Annotated in this window: 18 protein-coding genes; 13 read left to right on the top strand and 5 right to left on the bottom strand. The window is 66.1% G+C overall.

The window, feature by feature from the left end:
- Positions 1 to 23: 23 nt before the first annotated feature.
- Together INR38_RS27800 and INR38_RS27805 are read left to right on the top strand one after the other, a co-directional pair.
- Complete coding sequence (locus INR38_RS27800) at positions 24 to 905, top strand: transporter (protein ID WP_207444529.1); 882 nt, start codon at positions 24 to 26, stop codon at positions 903 to 905.
- 42 nt (positions 906 to 947) lie between these two features.
- The gene (locus INR38_RS27805; protein WP_034392754.1) at positions 948 to 2,456 is read left to right on the top strand and encodes an aldehyde dehydrogenase family protein; all 1,509 of its coding nucleotides are present in this window, start codon (positions 948 to 950) and stop codon (positions 2,454 to 2,456) included.
- Between the two features lie 43 nt (positions 2,457 to 2,499).
- On the opposite strand, the gene dld is transcribed toward INR38_RS27805, so the two are convergent.
- The 4 genes from dld to lldP form a co-directional block, all read right to left on the bottom strand.
- Entirely contained in the window at positions 2,500 to 4,260 is a 1,761-nt protein-coding gene (dld, locus tag INR38_RS27810) for a D-lactate dehydrogenase (protein WP_207444530.1), read from the bottom strand.
- Positions 4,257 to 5,396, bottom strand: coding sequence for an FMN-dependent L-lactate dehydrogenase LldD (lldD, locus tag INR38_RS27815; RefSeq protein ID WP_012205184.1), 1,140 nt, complete (start codon positions 5,394 to 5,396; stop codon positions 4,257 to 4,259). Before lldD ends, dld begins: the two co-directional genes overlap by 4 nt.
- A gap of 10 nt (positions 5,397 to 5,406) precedes the next feature.
- Positions 5,407 to 6,213, bottom strand: a complete 807-nt coding sequence (lldR, locus tag INR38_RS27820; protein WP_012205183.1) for a transcriptional regulator LldR — start codon at positions 6,211 to 6,213, stop codon at positions 5,407 to 5,409.
- Positions 6,214 to 6,398: 185 nt separating this feature from the next.
- Positions 6,399 to 8,081: an L-lactate permease gene (gene lldP, locus INR38_RS27825; RefSeq protein WP_192367802.1), complete on the bottom strand. Its 1,683-nt coding sequence runs from the start codon at positions 8,079 to 8,081 to the stop codon at positions 6,399 to 6,401.
- Positions 8,082 to 8,664: 583 nt separating this feature from the next.
- Between lldP and INR38_RS27830 the strand changes: the two genes are divergently transcribed.
- Genes INR38_RS27830 through INR38_RS27840 form a run of 3 tightly spaced genes read left to right on the top strand, consistent with a single transcriptional unit; the run spans position 8,665 to position 11,949 of the window.
- Positions 8,665 to 9,549, top strand: coding sequence for a putative selenate ABC transporter substrate-binding protein (locus INR38_RS27830; RefSeq protein ID WP_012205176.1), 885 nt, complete (start codon positions 8,665 to 8,667; stop codon positions 9,547 to 9,549).
- A 19-nt stretch (positions 9,550 to 9,568) separates the two neighbouring features.
- The gene (locus tag INR38_RS27835; protein ID WP_207444531.1) at positions 9,569 to 10,393 is read left to right on the top strand and encodes a phosphonate ABC transporter ATP-binding protein; all 825 of its coding nucleotides are present in this window, start codon (positions 9,569 to 9,571) and stop codon (positions 10,391 to 10,393) included.
- Positions 10,384 to 11,949, top strand: a complete 1,566-nt coding sequence (locus INR38_RS27840) for an ABC transporter permease subunit (RefSeq protein WP_207444532.1) — start codon at positions 10,384 to 10,386, stop codon at positions 11,947 to 11,949. The genes INR38_RS27835 and INR38_RS27840 overlap by 10 nt, the downstream gene beginning before the upstream one ends.
- Here INR38_RS27840 and INR38_RS27845 read toward each other — a convergent pair.
- Complete coding sequence (locus INR38_RS27845) at positions 11,946 to 12,878, bottom strand: LysR family transcriptional regulator (RefSeq protein WP_207444539.1); 933 nt, start codon at positions 12,876 to 12,878, stop codon at positions 11,946 to 11,948. The two genes, INR38_RS27840 and INR38_RS27845, sit on opposite strands and share 4 nt — an antisense overlap.
- Positions 12,879 to 13,023: 145 nt before the next feature.
- On the opposite strand from INR38_RS27845, the gene INR38_RS27850 reads away from it, so the two are divergent.
- The 8 genes from INR38_RS27850 (at position 13,024) to INR38_RS27885 (ending at position 18,313) form a co-directional block, all read left to right on the top strand.
- Positions 13,024 to 13,962: a DMT family transporter gene (locus tag INR38_RS27850; RefSeq protein ID WP_207444533.1), complete on the top strand. Its 939-nt coding sequence runs from the start codon at positions 13,024 to 13,026 to the stop codon at positions 13,960 to 13,962.
- A 96-nt stretch (positions 13,963 to 14,058) separates the two neighbouring features.
- On the top strand, positions 14,059 to 14,526 hold the full coding sequence (locus INR38_RS27855; protein ID WP_207444534.1) for a hypothetical protein: 468 nt from the start codon (positions 14,059 to 14,061) through the stop codon (positions 14,524 to 14,526).
- A gap of 245 nt (positions 14,527 to 14,771) precedes the next feature.
- Positions 14,772 to 15,380: a peptidoglycan recognition family protein gene (locus INR38_RS27860; protein ID WP_013802750.1), complete on the top strand. Its 609-nt coding sequence runs from the start codon at positions 14,772 to 14,774 to the stop codon at positions 15,378 to 15,380.
- A gap of 3 nt (positions 15,381 to 15,383) precedes the next feature.
- Complete coding sequence (locus INR38_RS27865) at positions 15,384 to 15,845, top strand: hypothetical protein (RefSeq protein WP_207444535.1); 462 nt, start codon at positions 15,384 to 15,386, stop codon at positions 15,843 to 15,845.
- A gap of 140 nt (positions 15,846 to 15,985) precedes the next feature.
- Complete coding sequence (locus INR38_RS27870) at positions 15,986 to 17,194, top strand: hypothetical protein (protein WP_242699225.1); 1,209 nt, start codon at positions 15,986 to 15,988, stop codon at positions 17,192 to 17,194.
- A 117-nt stretch (positions 17,195 to 17,311) separates the two neighbouring features.
- On the top strand, positions 17,312 to 17,533 hold the full coding sequence (locus tag INR38_RS27875; RefSeq protein WP_197956539.1) for a DUF2892 domain-containing protein: 222 nt from the start codon (positions 17,312 to 17,314) through the stop codon (positions 17,531 to 17,533).
- Positions 17,530 to 18,102, top strand: coding sequence for an RNA polymerase sigma factor (locus tag INR38_RS27880; protein ID WP_207444537.1), 573 nt, complete (start codon positions 17,530 to 17,532; stop codon positions 18,100 to 18,102). The genes INR38_RS27875 and INR38_RS27880 overlap by 4 nt, the downstream gene beginning before the upstream one ends.
- Positions 18,092 to 18,313 (top strand): hypothetical protein, encoded by a 222-nt coding sequence (locus INR38_RS27885; RefSeq protein WP_207444538.1) that lies wholly within the window; start codon positions 18,092 to 18,094, stop codon positions 18,311 to 18,313. Before INR38_RS27880 ends, INR38_RS27885 begins: the two co-directional genes overlap by 11 nt.
- Positions 18,314 to 18,907 lie beyond the last annotated feature (594 nt).

An 18,907-nucleotide genomic window follows, 5' to 3' on the forward strand; every position in this document is an offset into this window, starting at 1 on the left:
AACACCGGACCGGACTCTTCGCCATGCCATCCAAGCCCTTCATCCGCGCATCCCTGGCCCTGGCGGCCATGGCCGCATGCGCCACCTTCAACGCCCACGCCGTCGATATCGATGCGGGCGACTACACCGCCCTGCCTCCGGGCACCACGCTGGGCATGGTCTATTACCAGCACGCCACGCGCGACAGCCTCTATGCCAATGGCGACCAGGCGCCGATACGGCCGAGGCTGACCTCGGACATCGGCATAGCGCGCGGCGTGCACTTCATGAAGCTGGGCGACTATGTGATCGACCCGCAGTTCCTGCTGCCCTTCGGGCGCCTGTCGGCCTCGCGCGATATCGCGGCCATGGGCAGCAATACCGGCGTGGGCGACCTGATGCTGGCCGCCACCCTGTGGCTGACGAAGCCCGGCGACAAGGAGCACTTCGGCATCACCCCCTTTGTCTGGCTGCCCACGGGCCAGTACAACCGCAACGACCCGCTGAGCCTGGGCGAGAACCGCTGGAAGGCCGCCCTGCAGGCCGGCTGGATCAAGCCGCTGGGCAAGAGCGTGACCATGGACCTGGCGGCCGATGTCACCGTCTTCGGCAAGAACGACGACTTCGGCGCCCACAGCGCCACGCTCAAGCAAAAGGCGCAGTTCCAGTTCCAGGGCCTGCTGCGCTACCACCTGTCGGACACCTCGGACCTGCGCCTGGGCCTGTCGCACCTGACGGGCGGCGAGACACAGGTCAACGGCGTGGCGCAAAGCGACCGCCAGTCCACCACCAAGGTCTCATTCGGCGGCGCGGTCTTTGTCGCGCCCAAGACGCAGTTGCTGGCCACCGTGGGCCGCGATCTGCATGTGCGCCAGGGCTTCAAGGAGAACGCCCGCATCAACCTGCGCCTGCTGCAGGTTTTCTGAATCCACACCCCCTGTCCCCTGTCCACCACCAAGGAGCACACCATGAACCTCAGCGACATCCAGCACCAGATCACCGAGCGCGCCAGCGCCTTCCTCAACCGGGGTACGCACGACCTCTTCATCGACGGCCAATGGGTGGCAGCCCAGACCGGCCAGCGCCTGTCCACCGTCAACCCGGCCACCGAGGCCGTGATCGCCGAAGTCGCCAGCGCCGGCCCGGCCGACGTGGACCTGGCCGTGCGCGCCGCCCACCGCGCGCTGCACCTGGGCCCCTGGGGCCGCATGCGCCCCGTGGAGCGCGAGCGCCTGATGCTGCGCCTGGCCGACCTCATGGAGACCCATGCCCAGGCCCTGGCCGAGGTCGAATCGCTGGACAACGGCAAGTCCGCCGCCATTGCGCGCGCCGTGGACATCGCCATGGCCATCGACTCCATCCGCTACATGGCCGGCTGGGCCACCAAGATCGAGGGCATGACGCACGAGCACTCCGTGCCTTTCGCGCCCGAGGCCCAGATGTTCACCTACACCCGGCGCGAGCCCGTGGGCGTGGTCGCCGCCGTCGTGCCCTGGAACTTCCCCCTGCTCATGGCCACCTGGAAGCTGGCGCCCGCGCTGGCCGCCGGCTGCACCCTGGTGCTCAAGCCCGCCGAGCAGACGCCGCTGACCGCGCTGATGCTGGCCGAGCTGATCCAGGAAGCGGGCTTTCCGCCCGGCGTGTTCAACGTGGTCACGGGCGACGGCCCCGGCACGGGTGCGCCCCTGGTCTCGCACCCGCTGGTCAACAAGGTCAGCTTCACGGGCTCGACCGAGGTAGGCAAGCTCATCGGCCATGCCTGCATGGACAACATGACGCGCATCACGCTGGAGCTGGGCGGCAAGTCCCCCGTCATCGTGCTGGACGACTGCGATCCCGCCACGGCGGCGGCGGGTGCAGCCAATGCCATCTTCTTCAACCACGGCCAGGTCTGCTGCGCGGGCTCGCGCCTGTACGTGCACAAGAGCATGTTCGACCGCGTGGTGGCCGACGTGGCCGACCAGGCCGCCCAGCTCACCCTGGGCCATGGCCTGGACCCCAGCGCGCAGATGGGCCCGCTGGTCTCGCAGGAGCAGATGGAGCGTGTCTGCAGCTACATCGACATAGGCCGCAGCCAGGGCGCCGAGGTGGTGACGGGCGGCGCCCGCGCAGGCCAGCGCGGCTACTTCGTGCAGCCCACGGTGATGACCGGCGTGCAGCACGACCACCGCGTGGCCCGCGAGGAAATCTTCGGCCCCGTGCTCGTGGCCATGCCCTATGACGACCTCGACGAAGTCGCCGCCTGGGCCAACGACACGCCCTACGGCCTGGGCGCCAGCATCTGGTCCAACAACCTGTCCAAGGTCCACCGGCTGATCCCCAAGATCCAGTCCGGCACGGTCTGGGTCAACTGCCACAGCACCCTGGACCCGGGCATGCCCTTCGGCGGCTACAAGCAGTCCGGCATGGGCCGCGACATGGGCCGCACGGCGCTGGATGCCTATCTGGAGACCAAGTCGGTGTTCATCAATCTGTGAGTCGGATGCGGCGGGCCGCTCCCTGGCCCGCCTGCACCTGGCTTCAGGAGGCCTCCGAATACCCCTTGGGCCATCCCCCCGGCCGGTCGCAACACTCCTCCCAGCCCAGCTTGCGCGAGGTGTGGCCTATGCCGGGGTTGAAGGTGTTGGTCGGGTCCAGTTCGCGGTAAAAGCCCGCCAGCGCGGGCTTGGCCACGTAGAGGTGGCCCACGTTGTGCTCGGCCGGGTACTCGGCGCGGCGCGCGTCCAGCAGTTCCCACATGCGGTGCTCCATGGCCAGCGGGTCCACGCCCTTCTTGACGATGTAGTCCTGGTGGAAGACATGGCAGAAGAAGTGGCCGTAGTAGAGCTTGTGGACCATGTCGCGCTCGACGTCGGCGGGCAGTTGCTCCACCCATTCGCGGTCGTTGCGGCGCAGGGCCACGTCCAGGGCCACGATGTCCTCGACCTGGGCGCGATGCACCTCGCGGTAGCGGATGGCCGCGCCCGCGATGGCGAAGCGGTGCAGGAAGGCCTTGCGCCCCTCGTCGGCATCGCACTCGAACCAGCCGCCCGTGGTGCTGCCGCTGAAGTGCCGCGTGAGGAATTCACGCGTGGCCTCGGCCGTGTCGTTGGACACGCGCACCAGCAGGTGGTGCTCGTAGCGGTCGCGCCACTGGCGCATGCGCGCGGGCAGGTGGCTGGGCAGCAGGTTGGTCAGCACCTGGATCACGCAGTCGGTGACGCCGCGCAGGCCGAAGCGCTCGAAGAAGCCGTCCATGCGGCTCTTGAGGGCGAAGGCGGCCGGCACCCTGGCCGTGCCGAAGCGGTCGATCAGCAGGAAGGTGTCCTTGCCGTATTTCTCGCCGATGTCGTAGGCCGTGCGGTGGATGTACTCACCCGCGATCGGCAGGCGCGGCAGCGCGGTCAGCAGCTCGCGGCGCACGGCCGTGAGGTCGTCGGGCGCATTGCTGCCTATATAGAAGACGGTGCTGGGCTCCTTGGGAAAGGTGTCCAGCCGCACGGCGAACAGGCACAGCTTGCCGGCCGAGCCCGAGGCCTCGAACAGGCGCGAAGGGTCGGCGTTGAAGCGCGCGGGCGTGTCCTCGTCCACGGCGCGCACGGCCTCGGCATAGCGCGGGTCGGAGGCGGCGCGCTGCGCATCGTGGGCGATGTCGGCTTCGGTGTAGTCGCCGTTTTGCAGCCGCGTGAGGATTTCCTCGGGCGTGCGGCCCAGGGCGATGCCCAGGTGGTTGACGAGTTCCAGCGAGCCGTCGTCGCAGACGCGCGCGTACAGCGCCAGCTCGGTGTAAGCCGGGCCGCGCCGCACCAGGGCGCCGCCCGAGTTGTTGCAGATGCCGCCCAGCACCGAGGCGCCGATGCACGACGAGCCGATCACCGAATGCGGCTCGCGCCCCAGCGGTGCCAGCGCCTGCTCCAGCCGGTCCAGCGTGGCGCCGGGCAGGCAGACCACCTGGGCGCCGCCGCCAATGACCTGCACGCCGGTGATGCGCAAGGTGTTGATGAGCACGATCTCGCGGTCGTAGTCCGCGCCGTCGGGCGTGGAGCCGCCCGTCAGGCCCGTGTTGGCGGCCTGCATGATGACGATGCGCCCGGCCGCCACGGCGGCCTGCACCACCTTCCACTGCTCCAGCAGCGTCGCGGGCCGCACTACGGCCAGCACCGGGCCCTCGCCCGTGCGGTGGCCCTTGCGAAAGCGGCGCGTGGCCTGGTCGTCGGTGAGCACATGGGCGGCGCCCACGGCTTTGCGCAACTGCAGCAGCAGGGCCTCGCGGGAGACGACCGGAGTCTGCAGCGCGCTCATGGCTGGCGCACCAGCAGGTCGCCGGTGATGTCGGATACCTTGCTCACGCTGGTCAGCGTCATGGCCACGCGCATTTCCTTCTCCAATAGTTCCAGCAGGTGCTTGACGCCCGCCTCGCCGGAGGTGGCCAGGGCGTAGATGAAGGCGCGGCCGATCATGGCGCAGTCGGCGCCCAGGGCGATGGCGCGCACCACGTCCAGGCCGTTGCGGATGCCGGAGTCGGCCAGGATCTTGATCTGGCCCTTGACCGCATCGGCAATGGCCGGCAGCGCGCGGGCCGAGGACAGCACGCCGTCGAGCTGGCGGCCGCCATGGTTGGAGACGATGATGCCGTCGGCGCCAAAGCGCACCGCGTCCTTGGCGTCCTCAGGGTCCAGGATGCCCTTGATGACCATGGGCCCCTTCCAGAAGGCGCGTATCCATTCGAGGTCCTTCCAGGAGATGGAGGGATCGAAGTTGGCGCCCAGCCAGCCGATGTAGTCGGCCAGGCCCGTGGGGCTGCCCCGGTAGGCCGAGATGTTGCCCAGGTCATGCGGGCGGCCGAGCAGGCCCACGTCCATGGACCAGGCCGGGTGCGTGACCGACTGCCAGTAGCGGCGCATGGCGGCATTCGGGCCGCTCATGCCCGAATGCGCATCGCGGTAGCGCGCGCCGGGCACGGGCATGTCAACGGTGAAGACCAGGGTGGAGCAGCCGGCCGCCTGGGCACGCTCCAGCGCGTTCTGCATGAAGCCCCGGTCCTTGAGCACATAGAGCTGGAACCACATGGGGCGCTTGATCTTGGGCGCCACCTCTTCGATGGGGCAGACCGAGACCGTGGACATGGTGAAAGGAATGCCATGGGCGTCGGCCGCGCGTGCGGCCTGAACCTCGCCGCGGCGGCGGTACATGCCCGTCAGGCCCACGGGCGACAGCGCCACGGGAATGGACAGCTTCTCGCCGAACAGCTCGATGCTGGTGTCCAGCCGGCTCATGTCCTTGAGCACGCGCTGGCGCAGCGCCACGGCGGCCAGGTCTTCCACATTGCGGCGCAGCGTCTGCTCGGCATAGGCGCCACCGTCGATGTAGTGGAACAGGAAAGGCGGCAAGCGCTTTTGCGCCGCCGCACGGTAGTCGGAGGTGGAGGAGATGATCATGATGGGTGTCTCATGTCTTTCGTATCAGGTCTGAAGTGGGCAGCAGCGCGGGCGCGGCGTCCAGAGGCAGCCGCATGGAGCGCTCGCGCCGCGCGCGGTCCTCGTCCAGGCGCTGGATGGTGGTGCGCACATGCTCCAGGTGCTCGCCGATGCATTCGCGGGCGCGCTGCGGGTCGCCGTCCAGGATGGCCTGCATCAGGCTCTGGTGCTGCACGGTCAGCTCCTGCAGGGTCTGGGGCGCGCTGAGGCGGAACATGTCATGGCGGTTGCGCTCCACCGTGGACAGCACCACGGTGAACAGGCTGTGCATGACCTGCACCAGCACCAGGTTGTGCGAGGCCTCGGCAATGGCCAGGTGGAACTGCGCATCGGCACGCGCCGCCAGCTCGGCGTGGCCGCTTTGCTGGTGCTGGATCATCACCTCGAAGCAGCGCTGGATATGGTCCTTGTCGCGCTCCGTGGCGCGCTGGGCGGCCAGCCAGGCCGTGCTGGTCTCCAGCGCATGGCGGGTTTCCAGCACGTCGTAGCGGTAGTGGGAGTCGGACTCCATCAGGCCGGCCAGCGGCCGCATGGCGTCCTTGAGCCAGTCCGCAGGCTCGGCAGCCGGCGCCGGCTCCTGCAGGTAAGTGCCATCGCCGCGCCGCGCCACCAGCACGCCCTGGCTGGTGAGTTTCTGTATGGCCTCGCGCACCGAGGTGCGCGAGACACCCAGCTCGGCCGCCAGTTGCCGTTCCGCGGGCAGCCGCTGTCCGGGCTGCACTCCGCTGGCCTGCACCAGGGCAAGCAATTTCTCGACAACTTGATCGGCAACGCGCATGGGGATTCTCAGAATTGGTTTTCAGTGATTCACGGCGCTATGCGCCAGCCTCATCGCATGAAACCCGCACTGCCCAAGCCAGGGACACCGAGCAAGGGCCGCCCCGCCGCGAGGGTGTCGCCCCCCTCCCCCGCGAAGCGGGTAGAGAGGGGGAAGGCGCGCAGCGACTCAGGGGGTGTTTCATGTCAATACCCAGGAATCATCCACGTAAACACATAGGCTTGCAGCGTCGTGATCACCCCGATGATCACGGCGAACATCAGGCTGTGCTTGACCGTGAAGCGGAACAGGTCCGACTCGCGGCCTGCCAGGCCCACGGCCGCGCAGGCAATGGCGATGGACTGGGGCGAGATCATCTTGCCCGTCACGCCGCCCGTGGTGTTGGCCGCCACCGTGAGCACCTGGGGCAGGCCCAGCTGCTGCGCCGTGGTGGCCTGCAGCGCGGCGAACAGCGCGTTGGCCGAGGTGTCCGAGCCCGTGAGGAACACGCCGATCCAGCCCAGGAAGGGCGAGAAGAATGTGAACGCCTGGCCCGTATGCGCCAGCGCCAGGGCCAGCGTTGCCGACAGGCCCGAGTAGTTGGCCACGAAGGCGAAGGCCAGCACCATGCCGATGGAGTAGATCGGCACGGCCAGTTCCCTGAAGGTCTCGCCCAGCGTGGCCACGGCCTTGGCGGGCGACAGGCGCGTGAAGGTGATGGTGATCAGCGCCGCGATCAGGATGGCCGTGCCGGTGGCCAGCAGCCAGTTGAAGGTGTAGACCGCGCCGTAGGGCGCAGCGGCGGCCACGACGGGCGGCGTCTTCTCCACCAGGTTGTGCAGGAAGGGCACGGGGATGTTGATGACGGTGGAGGCCAGCGGGCCGCCTGCGGCGAACAGCGCCTTGAAGGGCTTGATGCTCCAGATCGTCACCATGGCCGTGAGGATGATGAAGGGCGACCAGGCCTTGATGACGGCGCCTGCTGTCAGCGGCGCACCGGAGGTGATGGCCGGTGCTGCAACTGCCGCAGCCTTGCCGCCCTCGCCTTCCGTGTCGAAACGGAAGATGCGCTTGGGTTGCCAGACCTTGAGGAACAGCGTCAGCGCCACCAGGGAGACGATGGCCGAGGTGATGTCCGGCAGCTCGGGGCCGATGTAGTTGGCCGTGAGGAACTGCACCACGGCGAAGGAGCCGCCGCCCACCAGCACCGCAGGCCAGGTTTCCTTGACGCCGCGCCAGCCGTCCATGATGGCCATCAGCCAGAACAGCACGAGCACGGTCATGAAGGGCAGCTGGCGGCCGGCCATCTGGCCGATGGCGAATGCATCCACGCCCGAGACCTGCCCCGCCACGATGATGGGAATGCCCATGGCGCCAAAGGCCACGGGCGCCGTGTTGGCGATCAGGCACAGGCCCGCTGCATAGAGCGGCTTGAAGCCCAGGCCCACCAGCAGCGCGGCCGTGATGGCCACGGGCGCGCCGAAGCCGGCCGCGCCCTCCAGGAAGGCGCCGAAGCAAAAGCCCACCAGGATGAGCTGCAGCCGCTGGTCAGGCGTGACCGACAGGATGGACGAGCGGATCACGTCGAACTGCCCCGTCTTGACCGAAATCTTGTAGAGGAACACGGCCGCCACGATGATCCAGGCGATGGGCCACAGGCCGTAGAAGAAGCCGTACACGGCCGAGGCCAGTGCCGCGCTCACGGGCATCTTGTAGAACAGCAGCGCCACGCCCAGCGCCAGCGCCACGGTGACGGTGCCGGCCTGGTAGCCCTTGAGACGGAACCTGGTCAGCGCCAGGAAGAAAAAGATGATGGGAATCAGCGCGATCAGCGCCGAGATCCAGATGTTCCCGGCGGGATCGTAGTTCTGCTGCCAGATGGTTTGCATGACCGTGTCTCTAGATGATGGGGAGGGCGCGGTAAGCGCCCCTTGTCGGCCACTCCCTCTCGTTGCAGCGTTGGCATGCGGTGCGATCCGCACAGGATGTCTGCTGGCTGGCTGCAACGGTGACCGGGAGTGTTCCCCGCGCTGGCGCCTTGTGGGCCATTGGCAAATTGGTCCAACCAATTAAACCAAAATTCAGACCATTGCGCGAAGTGGTGCGATTCTCAGAGCTTTCAAGTGGGCAGATGAACAGGGTAAACACCTAAAAGAGTGCAGATAATGCACCACGATGTTTATTGGTCAGACCAATCATGGATGTTTTGGTGCAACGCATGCTCAAGTCCCCGGCCAGACAAGGCCCCAGGCGGTGCACAAAACCAGCGCTCGCGGGGAAAAGATCGGCGGCAGCGCTGTACCCGCAGGTCCGGCGCTCATGCCTGACGTCCCCAACGGAAAAGCCCGCTCCCTACAATGCAGCCTCAGCGGTCGGTGTACCGCCCTTGTACCTTCGGCGCCCGGTCATCCCGGGCGCCCATTAAATCGCCGTGTATCCGGACGGCGGTGGCTGATTGAACGGAGCCCATCCATGAACCACATTCCTGCGCGCCGCTCGGCGCTGCGCCAGGCGGCTGCCTGCGTGCTGGCCGCCTCCACCCTGTCCAGCCTGCCCGCGCTGGCCGCCGAACCCGCCGTGCTGCGCGTCTCGGCCATCCCGGATGAAGCTCCCACCGAGCTGCAGCGCAAGTTCGAGCCGCTGGGCAAGTACCTCTCGGCCCAGACCGGCATGAAGGTGGTGTTCACGCCCGTGACCGACTACGCCGCCGTGGTCGAGTCGCTGGCCACGCGCAAGCTGGACCTGGCCTGGCTGGGCGGCTTCACCTTCGTGCAGGCCAAGATCCGCACCAACGGCACGGCCATCCCCATCGTGCAGCGCGAGGAAGACGCCAAGTTCACCTCCAAGTTCATCACGGCCAACCCCGCCATCAAGACCCTGGCCGACCTCAAGGGCAAGAGCTTTGCCTTTGGCGCACCCTCGTCCACCTCGGGCAGCCTGATGCCGCGCTTTTTCCTGCAGCAGGACGGCATCAACCCCGAGAAGGACTTCAAGACCGTGGCCTTCTCCGGCGCGCATGACGCCACCGTGGCCTTCGTGGCCGCGGGCAAGGCCGAGGCCGGCGTGCTCAACGCATCGGTCTGGGACAAGCTGGTGGAGACCAAGAAGGTCGATACCAGCAAGGTGCGCGTGTTCGCCACCACGCCGCCCTACTTCGACTACAACTGGACCGTGCGCGGCGATCTGGACCCGGCCCTGGTCAAGAAGCTGACCGACGCCTTCCTGGCGCTGGACCCGGCCAAGCCCGAGCACAAGGCCATCCTGGAGCTGCAGCGCGCCGCGCGCTTCGTGCCCACCCAGGCCTCGAACTACGAAGGCATCGAGGCTGCCGCCAAGTCGGCCGGCCTGCTCAAGTAAGCCGCAGCAGGCGCAATCCATGAGCTTTGAACTGCAAGGCGTGGGCCTGACCCACGCCGGCGGCGGCATTGCGCTGCGCGGCGTGACGCTGGCCGCACGCCAGGGCGAGGCCATTGCGCTGATCGGCCCCTCGGGCGCGGGCAAGACCACGCTGCTGTCCGTCATCGGCACGGCGCTGGCGCCCAGCCAGGGCCGGCGCAGCGTGCTGGGCGACGAGGTGCTTGCGTCCAGCGCGGGGGCACCCCGGCTGCTGCGCGCGCGCATCGGCACGGTGCACCAGGCGCCGCCCATACCGCCGCGCCAGCGCGTGGTCACGGCCGTGCTGGCCGGGCGGCTGGGCCGGTGGCCGGCGTGGAAGGCGCTGGCCTCGCTGCTGTACCCACAGGACACCGCTGGCGCGCGCGAGGCCCTGGCCCGCGTGCAGCTGGCAGACAAGCTGTTCGCGCGCTGCGACCAGCTCTCTGGCGGGCAGCTGCAGCGCGTGGGCATTGCCCGCGTGCTCTACCAGCAGGCCGAGCTGATCCTGGCCGACGAGCCCGTGGCCGCACTGGACCCGGCCCTGGCCCTGTCCACCGTGCAACTGCTGGTGCACGAAGCCGCCGCGCGCGGCGCCACCCTGGTCGCCAGCCTGCATGCCGTGGACCTGGCGCTGGCCTGCTTTGCGCGCATCGTGGGCATCCGCGATGGCGCCATCGCCTTCGACCTGCCGGCGGCTGAAGTCACGCAGGAACACCTGCGTGCGCTGTATGGGTCCGAGCATCCTGGCGATGATCCCTCCCGCCCTGCTTGGACACCCGCGCCCGCCGCCTTTGCCGCACCGCTGTCCGCATCCGCATGCCGTTGAGCTCCGATCTGCACGCGCTGCGTGATCCCGCCGCGCCCCGCCGCCTCGGCGCCCTGGTGCTGGCCGCCGTCGTTCTGTGGCCGCTGTTCCAGGGCGCGGGCTTCAGCCTGGGTGCGCTGTTCGATCCCGGCAACCTGCAGGTCATCGGCCGCTTTCTGGCCACGTTTCTGCCACCCGAGACCGGGCGCGACTTCCTCGGCTACCTGGGCCGTGCCACGCTGGAGACCCTGGCCATTGCCACGGCCGGCATGGCCCTGGCCTTTGTGCTGGCCGTGCCGCTGGCCTACCTGGTCACGGGCGCCGCGCGCGAGCGGCGGGCGCTCAATCCCGTCACGCGCGGCCTGCTCACCATCCTGCGCGGCGTGCCCGAGCTGGTCTGGGCCCTGGTCTTCGTGCGCGTCTTCGGCCTGGGGCCGGCGGCCGGCGTGCTGGCCCTGGGACTGACCTATGGCGGCATGCTGGCCAAGGTCTATGCGGAAATCCTGGAGTCGGCCGACCCCGCGCCCGCACGTGCCCTGGCGCAGGCGGGCGCGCGCCGGCCGCTGGCCATGCTCTACGGCCTGCTGCCCCAGGCCGCGCGCGAGCTGACCTCGTACACCGTCTACCGCTGGGAGTGCGCCATACGCGCCTCGGTGGTCATGGGCTTTGTGGGCGCGGGCGGCCTGGGCCAGCTCATGGACCAGGCCATGAAGATGCTCAACGGCGGCGAGGCCTCCACCATCTTGCTGACCTTCATGCTGCTGGTCTGGGGCGCCGACCTGCTCTCGCGCGGCCTGCGCCGCGCGCTGGACACGCCACCCGCAGCGCGGGCCGGCGCCTGGGGCTGGCGCAGCGCCCTCACCTGCGCCGCCCTGGCGCTGGGCGTGGCCGCCAGCTTTGCCATGCTGGAGATGGACCTGCCCTCGCTGTTCACCGGCGCGGCGGGCCGGTCCATGCTGGAATTCGTCATCAGCTTCTTCCCGCCCGACACCAGCGCCGAATGGCTGCGCAAGGTGGCCGTGGGCGTGTGGGAGACGCTGGCCATCTCCGTGGTCGGCACCCTGCTGGCGGCCGTGCTGGGCCTGCTGCTGGCGCTGCCGCGCTGGCGCGCTCCCTGGAGCCTGGTGCTCAACGTGCTGCGCTCCGTGCCCGAGCTGGTCTGGGCCACCATCACCGCCCTGGCCGTGGGCCTGGGCCCGTTCGCAGGCGCGCTGGCGCTGGCGCTGCACACGGCCGGCGTGCTGGGGCGCCTGTATGCAGAGGCCCTGCAGAACCAGCCCGCCGCCCCCACCCAAGCGCTGCGCCTGTCCGGCAGCGGCCGCGCCATGGCCTTCCTCTACGCGACGCTGCCCGGCGCCGCGCCGCAGTTGCTGGCCTACACGCTGTACCGCTGGGAGATGAACATCCGCATGGCCGCCATCCTGGGCTTCGTGGGCGCGGGCGGGCTGGGGCAGCTGCTGTACTTCGAGCTGTCGCTGTTCCACTACGCCCAGGCCAGCACCGTCATCATCGCCATGCTGGCGCTGTCCGTGGCTGTGGACTGGGCCAGCGCGGCGCTGCGCAGGCGCATGGGTTAGGTGGTGGAGGCCGAGGCACCCTCGCCTTCCACCTCGACCAGATAGTCGATCAGCGCCCGCAGCTTCAGCGGCACATGGCGCGTGGGCGCATAAACCGCATGCACCACGCGCGGCGCGTACTTGCCGCACAGCGCCCAGCCCGGCAGCACGTGCGCCAACTGCCCGGCCTGCAGCGCCGCCTGCGCCGCAAAGTCGGCCACCATGCCTATGCCCGGCCCCTGCTGCAGCGCGTGGATGATGCCCAGGCTGCTGGCAATGGTGATGGGCGTATCTACCAGCAGCCGCATGGCGGGCGCGGCCGCAGGGTGGAGCGGGCGCAATTCCACCTCGTTCTGGAACTGCCCGTAGCCCAGGCTGATGAAGGGATGCGCCAGCAGTTGCCCGGGCTCCGTGATCTGCGCATGCCGCGCCAGATAGCCGGGCGTGGCCACCAGCACATAGCGGATGGTCTTGAGCGGCCGCGCCACCAGCCCCGGCGCGATCTGGCCCGGCACGCTGATGCGCAGGCCCAGGTCCAGCCCCTCGGCCACCAGGTCCACCATGCGGTCCGTCATGTCCACCTGCACCTGCACCTCGGGCCAGCGCGCGCAAAAGCCCGGCAGCAGCGGCGACAGCCAGATATCACCCAGCACGGCCGGCGCGCTGATCTTCAGCAGCCCGCGCGGCTGCTGGCGCAGCTGGCCGGCCAGCGCCTGCACGGCCTGGGCACCCTCCACCAGCCGCAGGCAGGCCTGGTGGATCTCGGCCCCCGCCTCGGTCAGCGACAGCGAGCGCGTGGTGCGCTGCAGCAGCCGCAGCCCGAAGTGCGCCTCCAGCCGCCCCACGCTGCGGCTCACGGCCGAGGTCGTCAGCCCCAATTGCCGGGCCGCGCCCGCAAAGCTCTGGTGCTCCACCACGCGGGCGAAGACCAGCATTTCATCCAGGGGCATGGCGGTATCGGGCAAGGCGCTACTCCGGTCTTTGTTGCATGGTAGGCAATATTAATTTGAATGACTGGTGGATTGTTGATTTATTGAAGAGTCCGCAAGATACGGCCTTGCGCTCCATACCGAAGCGCGCCCAGGAATCGACACCATGTCCCACAGCCCCAGCCTCACCTCTGCAACCTCACCCACACGGCCCCGAACCAGCCAGGGCGGCACCTGGCGCATGCTGCTGGCCATGGCGCTGTCGGGCACCATCGGCCTGCTCGTCGTGGAAAGCGCGCTGCCGCCGCTGCTGGTCGTATTCGCCCGCTGCGTGCTGGGCGCACTGGGCCTGGGCCTGTGGCTGGCCTGGCGGCGCGAATGGATCAGACCCCAAGGCCGGGAATGGCTGTGGCTGGCCGGGGGCGGCATCGCCCTGGTATTGAACTGGGTCGCCCTGTTCAGCGCCTACCACTACAGCTCCATCGCCGTGGCCACCGTGGTCTACCACGTGCAGCCCTTCATGCTGCTGGCTCTGTCGGCGCTGCAGGGCGAGCCCGTCGAACGCCGCAAGCTGCCCTGGCTGCTGCTGGCCCTGCTGGGCGTGGCACTGAGCAGCGGCCTGGTCGGACTGGATGGCATGGATGCATCGCATGCTGGTACAGGCGCGTGGGTCGGCGTGGCCTTGGCCCTGCTGGCCGCCGCTCTCTACGCAGGCACCACGGTCGCCACGCGCCGCCTGGGCCACATGCCCTCGGCCCAGATCGCCATGCTGCAGATGCTGGCGGGCGGACTGGTGCTGAGCCTGTGGGCCCTGCCCCTACTCACCCATATCGCCGCAGCCAGCCCTCAGTTGCTGTCAGCGCGGGCCGCCTCCATGGTGCTGACCCTGGGACTGGTCCATACGGCCTTCATGTACACGGTGATGTATGCCGCATTCCAGCGGCTGCCGGCGCCCGCCATTGCGGCACTGTCCTTCGTCTACCCCGCCATGGCCTTGCTGGTGGACCTGGTCTGGTTTGGCGCCGTGCCGTCAGCCGCTCAGTGGGTCGGGATGGGCTGCATTGTGGTGGCGGTGCTGGGGCACCGGCTCACGGGCCAGTCCTGAATTGCCGGTCCAAGCCACTTCTCACTGACTTCACAGAGGGCAAATACGATGGCGACTCCTTTCAGCCATTTCCAACTGTGAATCCACCACTCCATCATGGAAAAAATGATTCCGCAACGGATGAATTCCGTCAGGCCAGACGCCCATGAGTTGCAGACTCAATCATTTATCTGCATTACGCCCAGAATTCTTGCCGCATGCTTGGCTGCGCCATTTTTCCCCGCGGTGATATTGGCAGTTCTTGCCACAGCAAGAATCAGCGGGGACAGCTGGATCGGCTTGCTGATCTTCCCGATTTGGGCCTGCAGCTACACAAGCTTCGTCATTCTGGGCCTGCCTGGCATATTCATACTGAATAAACACAACCGTTTGACACTATTGAATCTTTCGATTTATGGAGCCATCGCAGGCTCCATTCCATATCTTGGCATTTCTGTGATTTTTTCCATGAATGGTCCGTTTTCTACGGATCTTGAATATATTTTCCTGAATTCTCTTGGCACTATTTTTGGGTTGGGGATTGCGTTTATCTTCGGAATGATCATAGAAATCAAAACCCATTAGACAGGTGTACAAGGCCATGAGGTACTTCATGGCCGATGCAAAGACATGAACACATGCGCTCACCATTCATCAAGACTTCATAAATCCCCTTAATTGTTTCAAGATATTTCCAATCAGGCATGAATTGTACATTTTGAATCATTCATATCCATCTGCCACGTATGCTCTCCCGGCTTTCCGCCATTCGCATTCATTCAGCCGGAATACAGAGGGAGAAATAATTGGCCACTATCGAAAAAGGATTGATGGTAGACAAAAGCGTCGAAGTCAAGACCTATCCGTCCATAGAGCACGGCGCCTTGCTGTCCGTCACCTCCATCGTCCTGCACCGCACTGACTCGTCCACGGCCGCCAGCGTGCTCAATGCCTACAAGAGCGGCCAGAAAACGGGGGCGCACTTTCTGATCGAGAAGGACGGGAAGATCTACCAGACGGCCAGTCTGGAAAAGATCTGCTGGCATGTGGGAATTCTTCAGCCGCGCTGCGTCAACGAGAGCACCTGCGATCCCACGGAACTCAAGAACATCAATGCCCTGCTGCACCAAAAGGGCCTGAGCTTCAGCAAGCGGGCCAAGAATGTGTCATCGCACGAGAACACAAAGGCCTATCCGTTGCGTTATCCGGCCAACAGCGACTCCGTGGGCATCGAGGTGGTAGGCCGTTTCCTGCCATCGACCAAGGATTACGAGGCGCCCACCCAATCGCAGCTGTTCCAGACCAAATGGCTGACCCAGCAATTGGTGGACCACTACAAGCTCAAACTGCTGTCCGATGTCTACTCCCACGGCGCCATTGCCCGCAAGGAGGCGACGGAAGGCGCCCAATTGCTGCGCTACATCTTCACGGGAGCCTGAGCCATGCCATCCAGCCAGCTTTTCAACAATCCCTCTCGCAGCCTGCGCATTGCCGCCTGGGCTGCCGTGATGCTGTGCCTGCATGCGCCGCTGCAGGCCTCATCTACTTCCACATCCACGCCCAAACACGCGGCCAAGGCGGCGCCCATTTCCGTCATCGGCCCGGTCACCCGTTCCGTGGGCACGGGCGAGACCATGGGATGCGAGAAAGTCAGCCTGGACACCGCCGACGTGGCCCGCTATTTCGCGACGGCAAAGCAAGTCTCGGCTGGCAGCTTCCATGAGGAATCCATCATCCTGCCCTGCAGTTTCAGCGGACGGCTGCTGCGTTCGGGCAAGGTCTATGAATGGAACATCAACGCCGCCGGCGCCGGCTACCTGCGCAGTGAAGATGGTGAACAGGACCTGCGCTACCTGTGCCGCAAGGCCTGCGAGAAGGCATTGCCGCAGTTGACGGGGCTTTGACCTGTTGTTCAGACATTGTCTACAAAGGCGTCTTGTCACTCCGATTGAGTGGCGCCCCACCCTCCTGTCAAACACAGCGGATACGATGGCGCCTCCCACAATATTCCCAACAGACCATGGACCGACTGATTTCCCAAGGAATGCATTCCTTCAGCCAGGGCGACCACGCGCGCATGCATGCGCTATGGTCCGGCACCACGGTTTTCAGCCATCTGGACAACGAAGCGATTGCCAGCCTCTTGACCAGTATTCAGGCCACTGCCGAATCAGGCCAGGGTAGCGAATGGTCATGGCTGATGCTGTGCCTGGTGTATCTCGATTCCAGTGACCAATTCACCGAGGACCGCAGTGCGGCATTGCGCCAAGTCGGCGAATGGGCACAGCGCGCACTGGCAATGTCACCAGGCAATGCCTATGGACACCGCTATTTGGGCAGTGCCCACTATTGGCTGGACGAACCCGAGCCCGCGCTGGCCGCCTACCGCAAGTCTCATGCCTTGCAGCCCCAGGTGGACTTGCAAGCCCGCATTTTCGAGATGGAGCATGCCGTGCCCTGGCGCAGCATCTTTTCCTATCCCGAGTTGGCTGATAGCCCGGCGGCACCCGACTACTACACGGCCGGCGTGACCGTGGGCAAGTGGAAGCGCCCCGACACGGATGCAGCGGCCCTGCAGGAAATCGAGCGCCTGCAGACCACACTCTACGAACGCTGTCTGGAGCGCTTCGCCAGCGCCGTCACGCCGGCAAACGGCCAGGAGGCCGCGCCCGCCGCGCTGGACATCCACACCTATGCCATGTGCTGCAACAACCTGGGCGTGCTGTACAACGCGCAGGAACAGTACGAGCAGGCGGCCGCCGTCCTCGAAGCCGGGCTGCAGCAAACCTGTTTCCAGGCCCTGCTGGAAAACCTGCGCCATGCCTATCGGCAACTGGGGAACCGCAAGCAAGCCACCGACCTGTCACTGCTGCTGATGGAGGACTACGCGCTTGATACCGGCCTGTATCTGGACTGCGCGCAGACCGCATGCGCCTATCTCAACGAGACCAGCCACCACCAGGACGTCCTCGACATCGTGGCCGAAGCCGAGCGCCGCTATGCGCAGCTTTCGCCGCAGCAACAGCAAGCGCAATGGGAAGTTCGCAGCATGAGCTTCGTTCATGCGCACAAGGTCACCGCACTCAGGGCCCTGGGCCAGCTCAAGGCCTCGCACCTTCAGCCTGAACTGGTCGAGATCGCCCTCCGCCACGATCCGGACGATGCCCAGCTGCTCGGCATACGCGCCCACATGCAGGGAGCCCGGCAGCAGGTGGGTGGAAAAGGCGGATTCTGGTCGCGCCTGTTCGGCTGAACAACACCGGGCGACCGGGCCACCAAGACAGCCACCCTAAAAAAATCAGGCAGTGTTGAATCCTTTTAGGCGGCCAGCGTCTCCTGGCAAGGACTCAACCCTTCAGAAGGCCTGTTCATGTTCTATCTCAAACGCAACCTGCCGATATGGGAACGCGCATTGCGCGCAACCGGTGCAATCGCCTTGATCGCAGTGGCCCTGCTGGGCGTCACCCCACTCGGCAGCGCCTCGTTCTGGCTGCTGATCGCCGGCGCGGCGACGCTGGCCATCACGGGCGTGGCCGGGTTCTGCCCGGCCTGCGCCCTGTTCGGCCGCAAGCCCGTGGACACTGCGCCATGATCCGCGCCGACGCCCCTCTGATCGAGGCCGCGCGCCAGGGCGACCGGGATGCCATAGTCCGCCTGCTGTCGGTCTGCCAACCCGACCTCAAGCGCTTTGCAAGGCGCACCTGCAGCAATGCCCAGGACGCCGAAGACGCCGTGCAACTGGCACTTTGGCAGTTGTACCGCCGCGTGGGAGCGCTGCGCGCCACGGCGGCCTTCGCCACCTGGCTGTTCCGCATCGTCGAGCGCGAATGCTGGCGCCTGCTGCGCGGCCGTGGCCGCACCGAATCGCTGGACGCGCCCGATGCACCGCCGATGAATCTCGCCGCTGCGCCCATCCCCCACGGCCTGCGGCTGGACCTGGCCCGCGCCATGGAACGCTTGAGCCCTCCCTACCGCGAAGTGCTGATCCTGCGGGACGTACACGAACTTACCGCACCCGAAACCGCCGCCCAGCTCGGCCTCAGTGTGGAAGCAGTGAAAAGCCGCCTGCACCGCGCACGCGCCAAGGTGCGCGAGCACCTGCTGGCCAGCGGCTACTGGATCAAGGACGATATGCCGCAGGAGCCACGCGATGTTCTGTAGCCGCTCCGTGGGCACCCACCTGCTGCGCGGCGCAGCCGCCACGGCCCTTTTGCTGGCAGCCATTCTGCTGGACGGTCTGCCGCTGCTGCCCAGGCTGGCCGCCTTCGGCGGTGCGTTACTGCTGATGCGCGGATGCCCTGCGTGTTGGCTGGTGGGCCTTTTTCAGACATGGCAGCAAGAAGCCGGCAAGGGCGAAGGCGCCGGACGCTGATTTCCCGACCTGTTAAAAGCGCTCCTGAAAGACTGGTTATAAGGTGCCCGCACCATATCCAGGAGCCCAACCGTGGATTGCATGGTGAAATTCATCTGATACCAGCCACAGCAGCAGGTAAATCACAAGAAATAAACCTTTTGGCTATTTTCTTTCAAGAAAATCGTCATATTCAATCTTTTTCTGTATTATACAGAAATACTCATAACCAATACATGACACCAAAAAAATAACTATCCCCAGCGGATTCTTATTCCATATTCCAAGCCAGATGGAAAACCAAGCAAGAGGACCAATAAATAAAAAAGAAACAAAAGTCATCTTCTTGGCGTATTTTGCATGACATACCCTGCACTTCAACTCGCTGCCGAACCACTGCGTCAATCTGGAAAATACTGCACCGCAATCTTGACACGCATATTTCACACCATGCTCCCCGAAAATTCAGCCGAATAATAACAATTCCGCCCAGCACCGTACGCTTCAGCGCGTTCGCGTTCATTTATTGCCCATGACGTGGGTTGTAGGCGATCCATTTTCCGTGATTCAGAAAATTCACCCGGCGCACCACGTCCCAACTGAAGACCGCATTGC

Source organism: Delftia sp. SD018 (genome assembly GCF_017355445.1).
In the GTDB taxonomy this organism is placed as follows: Bacteria; Pseudomonadota; Gammaproteobacteria; order Burkholderiales; family Burkholderiaceae_C; genus Comamonas; species Comamonas acidovorans.